This is a genomic window from Microbacterium lacus (assembly GCF_002812805.1).
Lineage (GTDB): Bacteria > Actinomycetota > Actinomycetes > Actinomycetales > Microbacteriaceae > Microbacterium > Microbacterium lacus_A.
This window is the reverse complement of sequence record NZ_NMUM01000027.1, coordinates 47,743-61,689: the sequence shown is the minus strand read 5'-3', so window position 1 is coordinate 61,689 and position 13,947 is coordinate 47,743. Positions and strand designations below refer to the sequence as shown.

10 protein-coding genes and 3 tRNA genes are annotated in these 13,947 nt (G+C 66.0%); 7 read left to right on the top strand and 6 right to left on the bottom strand.

Annotated elements, in window-relative coordinates:
• Nucleotides 1-181 precede the first annotated feature (181 nt).
• Both CGU34_RS09885 and CGU34_RS09880 read right to left on the bottom strand, forming a co-directional pair.
• Entirely contained in the window at nt 182-1,651 is a 1,470-nt protein-coding gene (locus CGU34_RS09885) for an IS1182 family transposase (RefSeq protein WP_036294992.1), read from the bottom strand.
• A gap of 228 nt (nt 1,652-1,879) precedes the next feature.
• Nucleotides 1,880-2,710 carry an IclR family transcriptional regulator gene (locus tag CGU34_RS09880; RefSeq protein WP_100812278.1) on the bottom strand — a complete coding sequence of 277 codons (831 nt, stop codon included), beginning with the start codon at nt 2,708-2,710 and terminating at the stop codon, nt 1,880-1,882.
• Nucleotides 2,711-2,805: 95 nt separating this feature from the next.
• Here CGU34_RS09880 and CGU34_RS09875 point away from each other — a divergent pair, with 95 nt between their 5' ends.
• Nucleotides 2,806-3,624, top strand: coding sequence for an SDR family oxidoreductase (locus CGU34_RS09875; protein ID WP_100812277.1), 819 nt, complete (start codon nt 2,806-2,808; stop codon nt 3,622-3,624).
• 1,755 nt (nt 3,625-5,379) lie between these two features.
• Here the strand turns inward: CGU34_RS09875 and CGU34_RS09865 are convergent.
• From CGU34_RS09865 to CGU34_RS09855, 3 genes are all read right to left on the bottom strand, one after another.
• Nucleotides 5,380-5,452 (bottom strand) — tRNA-Phe (locus tag CGU34_RS09865).
• Nucleotides 5,453-5,531: 79 nt separating this feature from the next.
• A tRNA-Asp gene (locus tag CGU34_RS09860) sits at nt 5,532-5,605 on the bottom strand.
• 20 nt (nt 5,606-5,625) lie between these two features.
• Nucleotides 5,626-5,698 (bottom strand) — tRNA-Glu (locus tag CGU34_RS09855).
• A gap of 264 nt (nt 5,699-5,962) precedes the next feature.
• Here CGU34_RS09855 and CGU34_RS09850 point away from each other — a divergent pair.
• Together CGU34_RS09850 and CGU34_RS09845 are read left to right on the top strand one after the other, a co-directional pair.
• Nucleotides 5,963-7,387, top strand: a complete 1,425-nt coding sequence (locus CGU34_RS09850) for a M23 family metallopeptidase (RefSeq protein ID WP_332870616.1) — start codon at nt 5,963-5,965, stop codon at nt 7,385-7,387.
• An 86-nt stretch (nt 7,388-7,473) separates the two neighbouring features.
• Nucleotides 7,474-8,697: a mechanosensitive ion channel family protein gene (locus CGU34_RS09845; protein WP_232711622.1), complete on the top strand. Its 1,224-nt coding sequence runs from the start codon at nt 7,474-7,476 to the stop codon at nt 8,695-8,697.
• 24 nt (nt 8,698-8,721) lie between these two features.
• Here CGU34_RS09845 and ppa read toward each other — a convergent pair whose 3' ends face one another.
• The gene (gene ppa, locus CGU34_RS09840; RefSeq protein ID WP_100813997.1) at nt 8,722-9,255 is read right to left on the bottom strand and encodes an inorganic diphosphatase; all 534 of its coding nucleotides are present in this window, start codon (nt 9,253-9,255) and stop codon (nt 8,722-8,724) included.
• Between the two features lie 200 nt (nt 9,256-9,455).
• Between ppa and tilS the strand changes: the two genes are divergently transcribed.
• The 4 genes from tilS (at nt 9,456) to folE (ending at nt 13,892) form a co-directional block, all read left to right on the top strand.
• A complete protein-coding gene (gene tilS, locus CGU34_RS09835; protein WP_100813996.1) occupies nt 9,456-10,493 on the top strand; it encodes a tRNA lysidine(34) synthetase TilS in 1,038 nt (345 codons plus the stop codon).
• Between the two features lie 39 nt (nt 10,494-10,532).
• A complete protein-coding gene (gene hpt / locus CGU34_RS09830; RefSeq protein WP_036298955.1) occupies nt 10,533-11,084 on the top strand; it encodes a hypoxanthine phosphoribosyltransferase in 552 nt (183 codons plus the stop codon).
• A gap of 207 nt (nt 11,085-11,291) precedes the next feature.
• Nucleotides 11,292-13,298: an ATP-dependent zinc metalloprotease FtsH gene (ftsH, locus tag CGU34_RS09825; protein WP_036298958.1), complete on the top strand. Its 2,007-nt coding sequence runs from the start codon at nt 11,292-11,294 to the stop codon at nt 13,296-13,298.
• 3 nt (nt 13,299-13,301) lie between these two features.
• Nucleotides 13,302-13,892 (top strand): GTP cyclohydrolase I, encoded by a 591-nt coding sequence (gene folE / locus CGU34_RS09820; RefSeq protein ID WP_036298960.1) that lies wholly within the window; start codon nt 13,302-13,304, stop codon nt 13,890-13,892.
• Nucleotides 13,893-13,947 lie beyond the last annotated feature (55 nt).

Here is a 13,947-nt window from a genome sequence, read left to right as displayed (position 1 = left end):
CTAGGTGCGCGGGTCAGAATCGGGTGGCGTGGCGCGCGGCGTTGACTCTGGCATCGCGCGCTGACGGTCGCGAACGGGAACGGGCGGGCCGTTGCGGTGTGAGAGCGTGCGGGATCGCACGGCGAGGGGCTCGTGGCGACTGTCGGTGCGTGCTGTGACGCCCAGGGACCCCTGGGGAGGCCTATGCGGGCGCCAGCCCGGCGGCTGTAGCGACGCGGAGCTTGCGGAGGTTGTGGCAGATCGTGTGGAGTAGCCATTCGCCTTGGGCGCCGGCGAGTCCGCGTAGCCGGAGCTGTCCGGCGTTTTGCCGGGTCTTCATCTGCCCGAACGCGGGTTCAACGATGGCTTTGCGGCGCGCGTAGTCGGTGCGGCCCTGCTCGGTGCGCAGCGCGTGCGCCATCCGCTCCCGCCGGCTCGCGTCCTCTGGGGCCGGGTCCGGGGCGCCGGCGGTAGGGAAGCTCTCGCCGTGACGTTGCCGTCCCGTCGCGATCAACACCTGTGCGTCCAGATCGTCGGCGGCTTCGAGGTTGGCTTCCGAGCAGTAGCCCGCGTCAGCGAGGACGACCTCTGGGGAACGCTCGATTCCTGCCGCGTCGAGGTTCCGTAGGGTCTGCTCGGCCATCGGGACGAACTGCTGGATATCGGTGGCCTGCTGGGTGACCTCGGCGCTCAACACGATCTGGTGGCCCTCATCGACAACGGCCTGCGCGTTGAACGCGTAATCGAAGCCGCGGACCGTCTTCATCATCCGCGCCTCAGGATCGGTGAAATTGCGTTGCGCTTTCGGCTTCGGCGCCGCCGTGTCCACCGCAGTCGCGACGGCCGCGTCGGCCTGCTCAGGGGGCTGACCGGCGGCGTCGGCCTTCTTCCGCGCCACGGCTGCCGCCTTCTCGGCGGCGTCGGCCTCGATCGCGTCCTTCGCGGCACGTAGTTTTGCCAGGCGCCCCTCACGGCGGGCCAGCTCCGGGGCGACCTCGTCCCCGCGCCGGTCCTGGCCGAACTGCTGATCCTCGGCCTCATCGACCGCCTCCGCCTCGGCGAGCAGCGCAGCGACCTCGGCTTGGAGCTGATCGATCTTCGGCACGATCCGGTCATAGCTCATCGCCTTATGCCGCGACGCGTTCGCAGCCAGCTTCGTGCCATCCAGCGCGACCCGCCCCAACCGCACCAGCCCCGCCTCCGCGCAGACCCGCAGCACCTGCAGGAACAACCCCGGCAGGGCATCCAGGTGACGCCGACGAAACCGGGCCAGCGACCGGTAGTCGGGCGCCTGGTTGCCCGACAGCCACCGGAAGGCGATATCGCGCTTGCAGCGCCGCTCCAACTCACGAGACGAGGTCACGCCCGTCGCGTACGCGAACAGCAGCAGCTTCAACATCATCCGCGGGTCATACGGAGGCGCACCCGAGGCGGACGCGTACGACGCGTAGACCGGCGTCAGATCCAAGAGCTCTTCGACGACCTCGGAGATGAACCGGGCCTCATCATCCTCGTCCAGCCAGTCATCCAGACTCGGCGGGAGCAGGAAACACTGCCCCTGGTCATACCCACGGAACGTCTTGCCCGCACCCGCCGGTGCAGCCGATCCCGGCGCCCGCGCCTCACCCGGCTCGACCTCGAACAGACCCTCCAGGCTGGCAGTCACCGTCATGAATCGATTCTCCCAGCACCCCGCGCTATCCACCGGATTCACCCCGGCGCGTTAACGGAAGGATCTGACCCACGCACCTAGAGGCATTCCGGGCGCACGCTATGTGGAGCTCCCTGGCGCACACATGCTGCACCTCGAGGCCCCAGGCGCCTTCGCCGAGACCATCCGCGAACATACCTTCGTTGCACAGTATTCGTGACTGTAAGACTCGACCGCCTTCGGGCTTAATCAGGCCGATGCCGCAGATGCTTGCAGCCATGCGGGAGGTTGATCGGCAAGTGCGCGCGATATGCCTCGCGCAGCCATCAACACGGCGGGTATGTGTTCTCGCACCGCCGGTGTACCTTCACCGCGGACCGCGACCGAGACGGCGGCGATGACGTCTCCGGATGTCGATCTGATCGGAGCCGCAACGGAGACCGCTTCGCTTGTCATCTGTCGATCGCAGATGGCGTATCCGTCGCGACGCACGTCCGCAAGGATCCGACGAAGCGAGCCGACGTCGACGATAGTGAACGGTGTGAAACGCGGCAGCGACTTCTCGACCACATCGTTGAACACATCTGCGGGGGCGTGGGCGAGCAGCACCAGCCCCGCACCCGTTGTGCGCATCGGCAGTCGGGTTGCGGCCCTTGTACGGAGCGGTACTGAGCCATGACCGGAGAGATGCGATACGAAGATCGCTTCGGTGCCTTCTCTTACGCCGAGTCGCACGTTTCCATGAGTGGCCTCATATAGGTCTTCGAGGAACGGCAGGGCCGCATCAACCAGCCCGGTGCTGCGCGGAGCAAGCGATCCGAGTTCCCAGAGGTGCAGGCCGATGCGGTACACCCCGTTCTCGTCGCGTTCGAGGCCCCCCCAGTCGACCAGCTCCCCGAGAATGCGGTGCACGGTCGTAAGAGGAAGACTGGTCGATCGGCCGATCGCAGACAGCGACATCGGTCGTCGTGTCCGGTAAAGGGCATCGAGGACGGCGAAGACCTTCTGTGGGGCGGTCAGCGAGCGGTCATCGTCAAGGAGCTTTTCGCCGCCAGGCTTGGACCGGCCTTCACGAGGCATCGTACTCACTCTTTCCCCTGGTTCCCGCGCGGTGCCCGGAACAGTATCAGCCTATCCGTCGGTTTTCGTGCCCTTCTCGGCCGTAGGCTGAATGTATGCCTCAGAAGACTTGGTTCATTACTGGCGCGTCTCGCGGCTTCGGCCGCCAGTGGGCTATCGCAGCGCTCGAGAGAGGTGACCGGGTGGCCGCCACGGTGCGAGATATCTCGACCCTCGATGATCTCGTCGAGCGGTTCGGCGATACCATCCTGCCCATTGCACTGGATGTGACTGATCGGCAGTCTGACCTGTCGGCGGTCTCCTCCGCCGCGTCGCACTTCGGCGGGCTCGATGTCGTCGTGAACAACGCTGGCTATGGCCAATTTGGGATGGTCGAAGAGGTGACCGAGAGCGAAGCGCGAGACCAGTTCGAGACGAATGTCTTCGGCGCGCTCTGGATCACCCAGGCGGCCGTGCCGATCATGCGGGCGCAGGGGTACGGCCACATCATCCAAGTGTCCTCGATCGGAGGAATCACAGCGTTCGTCAACCTCGGAATTTATCACGCGTCGAAATGGGCGCTCGAGGGCTTCTCGCAATCGCTCGCGCAGGAAGTCGCCGAGTTCGGCATTCACGTGACCTTGATTGAGCCAGGTGGATTCGCGACTGACTGGAGTGGGGCAAGCGCCAGCCGCTCGACGCCGATTGCTGCATACGACGGAGCTCGCCAGCGGCGTCAGCAGCAACGCCAATCGCAGGTCCCTGGAAGTCCCGAAGCATCCGCGGCGGCGATGATGCGAATCGTCGACGCCGAGAAGCCGCCGCTGCGAGTATTTTTCGGGACAGCTCCCCGACCAATCGCGGAAGCGGACTACGCAGCGCGGCTCAAGACGTGGGAGGAATGGCAGGACGTGGCTGAACTCGCGCAAGGCTGACGAGCAACGGTCTCGCGCGCTACGTCCGTGACTCTCCGACGAAATCGAAATGCGAGGGTGTCCTTCGCAGCAGCTCGGCTGCTCCACGATCGGCGATACCACGACCCACGGTTCCTCCGTCGGCAAACGTCGGTTGAGCGTACGCGCCACTATCATCGCAAGCCGCGCGGCGGTGACAGAGTTGGGGCTCAGATGGATTGGTCCGCCAAGTGTCCCCTCGGGCGAGCACTCTGCGAATCCACGGCCGGCCAGACCGACGAAGCGGCGCGTCGCATCCGCACCATCGAGGGAAGGTCTCGTGTCGATCAGAGGAAAGTGTGCTGCTATCGCGAAGGCACATGAGGGCGGATGCGCGGCAGTTGGTATCGCGTAGAGACCCTGAAGCGGCCACCACGATGAGTTTCGATGCCGCTTCGCGTGGGCCGCGGTCAGCAATATATGAAGGCCGGGCCTTGATGACTACGAGCGATCCTTCGGCGTCAGCGCCTTCCTGAATTGCATTGGCGAGCTGCTGGGGCAAGTTCCTCTTGCAGTTGTGGCCGGGTGCTCAGAATTTCACGACTCCGCCCGATCGAACCGAAACCCCCCCCCGACCACTCGGCATGACGTTGATGGGCCTCCGGACCTTCATTAGGACGCCCCTCGAATCTGCGTCCATTGTCTCGCATCGGCTCAAGCGCATCCCTCGAATCGTTCGCGAACTGGCGAATATGGAGAGCAGCATGCTGGCTGGGCTCGAAGACACTGGGGGTACGTGCGTTTTCACAGGTGCGTCAGTGATCTCCAACCTTCATCCGACGATGCTCACGACGGATGGACCGCCGACTTAGACGGATCGGACGCCAAGCTATCTGACTTCGTCGCGTGACCCAGATGTGGATGCCTGTGCGGGATTGTGTCCGCCGTCGTGAGGGTCCGCATGACCTCGTCGAGTACTTCGCCCACCGACGTGTACCGAGAGGAAAGCACTAGGTCACGCAACCACACGACCTCGGTAAGTTCCGCGACGCACGCCACTGCGCATCGCGGATCGTTGTGCGGAAACCAGTGATCCTGGATGATCGACTCCGTCGCCGTGAGACGACGCAACTCGAATCGGGGGCTATCACACACTGACATGCTCACTCCCAAAGTCAAATCTGACCTGCGCACGAGCCTCCGTGACACCCCGAGAATAACCCTGGCGATACGACCAGGCAAGGGGGCCCCGCAGCGAAGCCGTCATCCCCGTGCGCGCGCTACGTCGGAGCGCTCCGCAGTGGATAGCCGCACCAGGTGGGGGAGGACTCACGACATGGGCGGTGGTGTTCGACTGCCGCTCAAACAGAAATGCCCCGCCAGGTGCTGTGACCGGACGGGGCCGGCGAGAACCAGCCTCGGATTTTTGGACTCGCCGTGCTCAAGGATATCTACCCGGATGGGGAGCGCCGATACGCCCAGTCCGTATGCTGCCCGTCTAGCTCGGCTTGTGCCTTCGCGACGACAACGATCGAACCCAAAAAATATTTGGATGCACTCTCGAGTCACTCCGGTCAATTCGCGCCTTCGGGCCCCTTCGTCGCCTCGGGCGAGCCGGCATGCGTTCTCGTCGTCTTCCCGGCACATTCCCGGCACATGACGCCCAGACGTGCGGGTACAAAAGGATGCTGAATTGACTGGAGGGCTTAGTGTCCGGTGCGGACGGTCAGCGATAAATGCCAGCTAGTCAGGGAATTAGAGAAACCCCCGCGAGTAGAAGCCTCACGAGGGTTTCAGTGGCTCCGACGGGCGTCGATCCCGTGACCTCACGATTTTCAGTCGTGCGCTCTACCAACTGAGCTACAGAGCCTCGCGGCGTCCGCTCGAAAGCGAGTCTGCCGCGATCTAGACGAAAGGCCCTCTCATAAGAAAGGGCCCGTCGCTTAGAGCGACCCTGACGGGACTTGAACCCGCGACCTCCGCCGTGACAGGGCGGCACGCTAACCAACTGCGCTACAGGGCCATGCTATTTAGTTGTACGAGTGACCCCAACGGGATTCGAACCCGTGCTACCGCCGTGAAAGGGCGGCGTCCTAGGCCGCTAAACGATGGGGCCGAATGAACCCGAGGGCTCACGCTTACCGACGCTCAAGCATACGCATTCCCCGACCAAACCGCCAATCGCGGGCGCGCCGACCCGTGCCAACCGAGACGGGCAGGGATGCTGGTGGTCTACGCCCATATAAGTCGTCGACCGACATGGACTGGGAATCGCCCCGAACTGGGCGAATACTTGCAGCACAAGACATCGCATGTTACGAATGTTAAAGATGTTGTTAGTGTGATTTATGTTACTGGCGTAGCAATCGGGAGGAACGACGTGTCAGCTCTGCACGGCGATGCCTTCGTGCGCGACGCATCCGGTCCCGATCCGGACTGCGGGTGTGCTCCGACTCCGGCCGAAATGCGGGCCAACGCCGCAATCGCGAAGCGGTCCGTATCCCGTCGCTGGCTACTCGGCGCTGGTGCGCTCGGTCTGGTCGCCGCCGGTGCGATCGGCGGACCCATGATTCCCGCCGCGTTCGCCGCCACCTACCCCTCGTGGGATGACGTTCAGCGCGCCAAGGGCAACGAAGCATCCAAGGCCAGCGAGGTCACTCGCATCGAGGGCCTCATCAACCAGCTCCAGGCCAACGTCGCAGCCACGCAGGCCGCCGCCGAGCAGGCCTCGATGGAGTACTTCGAGGCCGAAGAGGAATACCTCAACTCGGTCATGATCGCCGATGATCTGCAAGCCCAGGCTGACGCCCAGGGCGCGGCGGCGAGCGCGGCATCACAGCGCGCGGGCAAGGTCGCCTCGCAGCTGTACCGCAGCGGCGGCGACGACACCTCGCTCGAACTGTTCTTCGCAGGGTCCGCGACGGGGGCAGACGACCTGCTCGGACGCCTCGGCCGCATGGACAAGGTGCTCGAGCGGAACAAAGACACCTTCGCCAGTGCGGTCACGGCCCAGAACTCCGCGCAGTCGCTGAGCGACCAGGCATCCGTCGCCCGCGACGAGCGTGACCGCCTGAAGCAGGTCGCCGAACAGAAGATGGTCGAATCCCAGGCTGCTGCGGATGCCGCCCAGGCGGCCCTGGACGCTCAGTCCGAGCACCTCGTCGTGCTCGAGGCGCAGCTCGCCGCCCTCAAAGACCAGACCGCGCAGACCGTCGCCGGGTATCAGGCGGGTGTCGAAGCCAAGCGCAAGGCTGAAGAAGAGGCTCGGCGCCGTGCGGAGGAAGAAGCGCGTCGCCTCGCCGCGGAAGCCGCTGCGGCAGCTGCTGCGAACGGCGGCGGCGGCGGCGGTGGAGGCGGCGGTGGCGGTGGCGGCGGACAGGTCGGCACCACCGGTTGGGCCCGCCCATCCAGTGGGCGTCAGAGCGACCGCTACGGGTCTCGCGCCACGCTGTGTACACCGGGATACGGATGCACGGGCTTCCACAACGGCACCGACATGTCGACCGGCTGCGGCGCCGGCGTTTTCGCCGCGTACAGCGGTCGGGTGACCTACGCAGCCGCCAACGGGCAGAGCGGCAACCAGATCCACATCGACCACGGCGGTGGCGTCGTGACGCGGTACTCGCACATCCAGAACGGCGGCTTCATGGTCGGCTACGGTGCGAACGTCAGCTCCGGCCAGCTCATCGGCCGGGAGGGTATGACGGGCCTGTCGTACGGGTGCCACCTGCACTTCGAGGTCTGGATCAACGGCTACCGCACGAATCCCGAAGTGTTCATGCGCGCCCGGGGCATCTCGATCTAGCTGGGCGAAACCTGACGACCTTTCTGTGGGTTTGCGTCGGGTCGGGGGGTCGTGCCTAGCCTGGTAACGACCCGATCGGAGATCCCGTGCCCGAACCCTGGTCAACACTTCTGACCTTTTCCCTCGCCCTCGTCGGCGCGCTCATCGCCGTCCTCATCATCTCGGCGATTGCGTCCGTCATCGTCCGGACGACGTCCCGCCACAGGCAATGGGCGACCACGCTCATCGCGCGCGCACGGTGGCCGTTCCGCGTCACTCTGCTCATCGTCGGGGTGTGGATCGCCGTGGCGATCAGCTTTCCGGGGGCCGACTGGCGCGATGTCGTCGATCACGCACTGCTGATCGCGCTGATCTCATCCGGCGCGTGGCTCGTCTGCCAGCTACTGCTGTTCATCGCCGACCTCAGCCTCAGTCGCTATCGCCTCGACGTACCCGACAACCGCGTCGCGCGTCGCCTGCACACGCAGCTGCAGATCGTTCGTCGTCTGGTGGTCGTCATCGTGGTGATCGTCGCGATCGGTGCCTGCCTTCTCACCTTCGACGGTGTGCGAGCCGTGGGCGCGAGCGTCCTCGCATCTGCGGGTATCGCCTCGATCGTCGCCGGTCTCGCCGCGCAGTCCGTGCTCGCGAACGTGTTCGCCGGCGTGCAACTGGCTTTTTCGGAGGCCATCCGCGTCGACGACGTCGTGGTCGTGGACGGCCAGTGGGGCCGTATCCACGAGATCACGCTCACCTACGTCGTCGTCATGACCTGGGATCAGCGCACCGTGGTGCTCCCCTGCAACTACTTCACCTCGACCGCGTTCGAGAACTGGACCAAGTACGGCAGCGAAATCGTCGGATCGGTCGAGCTGGACGTCGACTGGCGCGTCTCGACGGATGCCATGCGCGCCCGACTCGAGGCCGTGCTGGCCGAGTCGTCGCTCTGGGATGGCCGCACGCAGGTGCTGCAGGTGACCGAGGCGACGGGCGGCATGGTGCGGGTGCGTGTGCTGGTCAGCGCGGCGGACTCGGCAGCGCTCTGGGATCTGCGGTGCGTCGTGCGCGAATCCCTCGTCGAATGGGTGCGCGATGAGGATGCGGCATCCCTGCCGCTACAGCGTGTTCTGGTCGGCGATCCCGGTCAGCAGCGCTCGTCGGCCGTGAAATCGGCAGCGCCCGCCGAAGCGCGTGACCGCGCCGGACTCTTCTCGGGCAATGCCGATGGGGAGGCCCGGGCATCCGAGTTCACCGCCGCGATACCCGTCCAGATGGACGACCGCGACAGCCGCGAGCATCCGCTGCTCGAGCCCGCCCGCGACGACGACTGACGCGCCGACGGGCTCCGGACCGGGTCAGATGGACTTGGGCGCTTCGCCCTCACCCTGCGTCTTGGTCTGACCCTCGTGCTCTTCGAAGCGGACGATGGACTCGGCAACGAGGCGCTCGGCCTCGGTGACATCGCCCCACGCGTCGACCTTGACCCACTTGTTCGGCTCGAGGTCCTTGTAGTGCTCGAAGAAGTGCGCGATCTCTTTCTTCGTGAACTCGGGAATGTCGTTGACGTCCTGGATGTGGGACCAGCGCGGGTCCTTCGCCAGCACGGCGACGAGCTTGTCGTCGCCGCCGGCCTCGTCGCTCATCTTCAGCACGCCGACGGGGCGGACGGTCACCATGACGCCCGGAAAGAGCGTGACATCGAGCAGCACGAGCACATCGAGCGGGTCGCCGTCCTCGCCGAGGGTGTTCTCGAAGAATCCGTAGTCGGCGGGGTAACCCATGGGTGTGAACAGCACGCGGTCGAGGAACACGCGGCCGGTGCCGTGGTCGACCTCGTACTTGACGCGGCTGCCGCGGGGGATCTCGATGACGGCGTCGTACGCGCCCATGCGTGGCTCCTCGATATAGATGGTGCGAAAAATGAGTGGCGGACCTGCTGATCGCCGCGTTCCAGCCTAGTCAACCGGTGCAGGGCGTAAATCTGACAGGAATCTCGGATCCCCCGGGCCCCGATGGGGTGGATTTCGAGGTCTGAGGTGTCGTGGTTCCTTTCAGATTTACGGCACACCACGGCGGGTACGGTGGGGGCGTGCCCGAGACTGCCGACCACAGCGCCCACCGCGGGCGTCTCGACCCCGCCGTTGCGGCCGTGCGGTCGGCGGTTCGTGCGGCCCTGACACCCCTGCGCGGTGAGCCCGGCGCCGCGGAAGCCCGCGTGCTCGTCGCTCTCTCGGGCGGTGCCGACTCGCTCGCGTTGACCGCGGCGGTCGCGTTCGAGGCGCCACGGCTCGGCATTGAAGCCTCTGCCGTCGTGGTGGACCACGGACTGCAGGATGCCTCGGCCGCACAAGCCGAGGCCGCGGCCGGTGCCGCACGGACCCTCGGGCTCACCGCGATGGTCGTCCCAGTCGAGGTTGCAGCGGATGGTGGGCCCGAGGCCGCTGCCCGGGACGCGCGCTACGGTGCGCTGCGTGCCGAGGCCGAGCGCACCGGCGCTGTCGCTGTGCTGCTCGGCCACACCCTCGACGATCAGGCCGAAACCGTGTTGCTCGGCCTCGCGCGTGGTTCGGGTGGATCGAGTCTGATGGGCATGGCGCCCGTGCGGGCGGACGAGACATCCGGTGTGCTCTGGATGCGTCCGCTACTCGCCGTGCGCCGCGAAGCAACCCGCGCGGCATGCGCGGCCGAAGGACTGGCGCCGTGGGATGACCCGCACAACGCAGATCCCCGATTCGCCCGTGTGCGCGTCCGCAACCGGGTGCTGCCGCTGCTGGAGGACGAACTCGGGCCCGGCGTCGCCGAGGCCCTCGCGCGCACCGCCGAGCAGCTGCGAGAGGACGCCGAAGCGTTCCGCGACATGATCGACGAGACGATCGAAGACATCGTCGAGCACGCCGAGGCGGGCATTTCGGTCTCTGTCGCCGCGCTCGCCGCCAACCCGGCAGCGCTGCGTCATCGCGTGATTCGCCACGTCGTGCAGAGCGAGTTCGGGGTCAGCCTGACCCGCTCGCAAACCCTGGAGGTTGCGCGACTCGTGACCGACTGGCACGGTCAGGCCCCGATCGATCTGCCCGGCTGCTTGGCCGAGCGCCGCGGCGCCCGGCTGGTGTTCACGGCTCGCGCCTGACTTTCGGATGCCCCGGCCCCGGAGCCTAGACTCGAGCCCATGCGCGCCGCCGATATCGCCGATGACCTGACGGATGTCCTCGTGACCGAGGAGCAGATCCTCGCCAAACTGCAGGAGCTGGCCGCACAGGTCGCCAAAGATTACGCGGGCAAGGACCTGGTGCTCGTGGGCGTGCTGAAGGGTGCCGTCATGGTCATGGCGGACTTCGCCCGTGCGCTGCCGATGCTGGTGCCGATGGACTGGATGGCCGTCTCCTCCTATGGGGCCGGCACCAAGTCGAGTGGTGTGGTGCAGATCCGCAAGGACCTCGACACCGATCTGCACGACAAGCACGTGCTGATCGTCGAAGACATCATCGACTCGGGGCTCACGCTGAGCTGGTTGCTCGACAACTTCCGCGTCCGCGGTGCGGCGTCGGTCGAGGTGCTCGCGCTGCTGCGCAAGCCCAAGTCGGTCAAGGTGCATGTCGACGTCAAGTACGTCGGCTTCGACATCCCGAGCGAATTCGTCGTCGGCTACGGTCTCGACTACGCCGAGCAGTACCGCAACCTCCGCGACGTCGCGGTGCTGGCGCCGCACGTCTACTCCTGATCGCCCATGTCCCACTTCTAGGCGCATGTGTCCCACTTCTCACCGGTAAACGGTCGCCAAACCGGCAGAAAGTGGGACATCACAGGCCGGGCCGGCGCTGTACGCCGTGGGCGAATGCACAGCCGGTGCAAAGCGGGGGAGCGATACCCTGTCTGAACCGCCCTGGTGCGGCACGTCGACGAAAGGCTTCGGGCTCGCCCCGCCACCATGGACTTCAAGAAGATCTCCCGTAATCCCCTGATCTATGTGCTGTTGATCGGGGTCTTCCTCATCGTGGGCTTCACGCTGATCTCGAGCCTCGGCGGAGCCAAGCAGATCTCGACGCAACAGGGACTCGAGCTCCTCAGCGGGGGCACCGTCACGGAGGTCGTCACGACCGACGGCGACCAGCGCGTCGACATGACCCTGTCGGAGGCCTACGAGGGCTCGACGGACGTCCAGTTCTACTACGTGACCGCTCGCGCGGAAGAGGTCGTCAACGCGATCAATGCCGCGGACCCGTCCGACGGATTTAATGACGTCGTGCCCCAGGCATCCTGGTTCGACGGCTTCCTCTCTCTCATGATCCCGCTGCTGCTGCTGGGTCTGCTCTTCTGGTTCCTGCTCTCGTCCGCCCAGGGTGGCGGTAGCAAGGTCATGCAGTTCGGCAAGTCCAAGGCCAAGCTGGTCTCGAAGGAGTCGCCGACGGTCACGTTCGCGGATGTCGCGGGTGCTGACGAGGCGATCGAAGAGATGCAGGAGATCAAGGACTTCCTGAAGGATCCGACGAAGTTCCAGGCTGTCGGTGCCCGCATCCCTAAGGGCGTGCTGCTGTACGGCCCTCCCGGAACCGGTAAGACCCTGCTCGCTCGCGCCGTCGCGGGGGAGGCGGGCGTGCCGTTCTATTCGATCTCGGGTTCGGACTTCGTCGAGATGTTCGTGGGTGTCGGCGCGAGCCGCGTGCGCGACCTGTTCAACCAGGCCAAGGAGAACTCGCCGGCGATCATCTTCATCGATGAGATCGATGCCGTCGGTCGTCACCGTGGGGCCGGTATGGGTGGCGGGCACGACGAACGCGAGCAGACGCTCAACCAGATGCTCGTCGAGATGGACGGCTTCGACCCCAAGGTCAACGTCATCGTGATCGCGGCGACGAACCGCCCCGACATCCTCGACCCGGCTCTGCTTCGTCCCGGCCGCTTCGACCGTCAGATCGGCGTCGACGCCCCCGACCTGCAGGGCCGCAAGCGCATCCTCGAGGTGCACGGCCGCGGCAAGCCGCTCGCCGACGGGGTCGACCTCGAGGTCGTCGCTCGGAAGACGCCCGGCTTCACGGGCGCCGATCTCGCCAACGTTCTGAACGAGGCCGCTCTGCTGACAGCTCGCTCGAACGCGCAACTGATCGACAACCGCGCGCTCGACGAGGCAATCGACCGCGTGATCGCGGGACCGCAGCGCCGCACGCGCATCATGAAGGACAAGGAACGCCTGATCACGGCGTACCACGAGGGTGGGCACGCGCTCGCCGCGGCGGCGATGAACCACACCGACCCCGTGACGAAGGTCACGATCCTGCCGCGCGGCAAGGCGCTCGGATACACGATGGTGCTGCCGCTCGACGACAAGTACTCGGTCACCCGCAACGAGCTTCAGGATCAGCTGACGTACGCGATGGGTGGTCGCGTGGCCGAAGAGATCGTCTTCCACGACCCGACCACGGGTGCGTCGAACGACATCGAGAAGGCGACGAACATCGCCCGCAAGATGGTCACCGAGTACGGAATGACGATGCAGCTCGGGCCGGTCAAGCTCGGCGCCGCGAGCGGTGAGGTCTTCATGGGCCGTGACATGGGTCACGGCCGCGAGTATTCCGAGTCGATCGCCGAGCGCGTCGATGCCGAGGTGCGCGCGCTCATCGAGCAGGCGCACAACGAGGCCTACCAGGTGATCAGCGACAACCGCGACGTGCTCGACAAGCTTGCGCTCGAGCTGCTCGAGAAAGAGACGCTCGATCACCTGCAGCTCGCCGAGATCTTCACCGAGGTGCGTCGCCTGCCGCCGCGTCCGCAGTGGCTTTCGAGCGAGAAGCGGCCCGTGTCGGCCCTTCCCCCGGTCGAGGTCCCGAAGCAAACCCTGCCGGAGGGTCTCGCGGCGGACATGCCTGCCGAGGAGGTCGTCGCCGAGAAGCAGCCGCGCCGGCGGCCGTCGGGTCAGGCACGCCCGGCTACGGCGTAGTTCATGGCTGTCGACTCCGGGCGCGTCGAGGCGCTCGTTCGTGAACTGCTGGTCGCCATCGGCGAGGACCCCGATCGTCCGGGTCTGAAGCGGACCCCGCAACGTGTCGCCGAGGCTTACACCGAGTTCTTTTCCGGGCTGGACCAGGATCCCGCCGAGCCGCTCGGCAACCCGATCTCGGTCGCGCGCGGACCCGAGCCCGAGACGGTTGCCTCGGGCGCGGTGCTGCTGCGCGACATCGCCTTCCGTTCGGTGTGCGAGCACCACTTGCTGCTCTTCCGCGGTGTGGCGCACGTCGCCTATCTGCCGGGCGACACCGTGGTCGGGCTGGGCGCTCTTCCGCGGGTCGTCGACATCCTCGCGGCGCGCCCGCAGGTGCAGGAGCGGCTCGGCGAGCAGATCGCCGACACGATCCAGAACGAGCTCGACGCGCGCGGTGTTCTGGTCGTACTCGATGCGCGTCACGGATGCGTCACCATGCGTGGCGGTCGTCAACCGGATGCGTCGACCGTCACGGTTGCTGCCCGCGGCGAACTCGCCGAGCCCGCAGCTCGGGCCGAATTGATCGGTTTGATCGGCGGCGTCCGCTCGTGAGCGCGGCGAACATCGAACCCGTGGTAGGCACCGTGAGCGCGGCGAACACGGGCGG

Bases quoted from the DNA above. Each gene is read 5' to 3' on its own strand.
- CGU34_RS09885 (WP_036294992.1), bottom strand. From the start codon at position 1,651: ATGACGGTGACTGCCAGCCTGGAGGGTCTGTTCGAGGTCGAGCCGGGT.
- CGU34_RS09880 (WP_100812278.1), bottom strand. From the start codon at position 2,710: ATGCCTCGTGAAGGCCGGTCCAAGCCTGGCGGCGAAAAGCTCCTTGAC.
- CGU34_RS09875 (WP_100812277.1), top strand. From the start codon at position 2,806: ATGCCTCAGAAGACTTGGTTCATTACTGGCGCGTCTCGCGGCTTCGGC.
- ppa (WP_100813997.1), bottom strand. From the start codon at position 9,255: ATGGGCGCGTACGACGCCGTCATCGAGATCCCCCGCGGCAGCCGCGTC.
- hpt (WP_036298955.1), top strand. From the start codon at position 10,533: ATGCGCGCCGCCGATATCGCCGATGACCTGACGGATGTCCTCGTGACC.
- ftsH (WP_036298958.1), top strand. From the start codon at position 11,292: ATGGACTTCAAGAAGATCTCCCGTAATCCCCTGATCTATGTGCTGTTG.
- folE (WP_036298960.1), top strand. From the start codon at position 13,302: ATGGCTGTCGACTCCGGGCGCGTCGAGGCGCTCGTTCGTGAACTGCTG.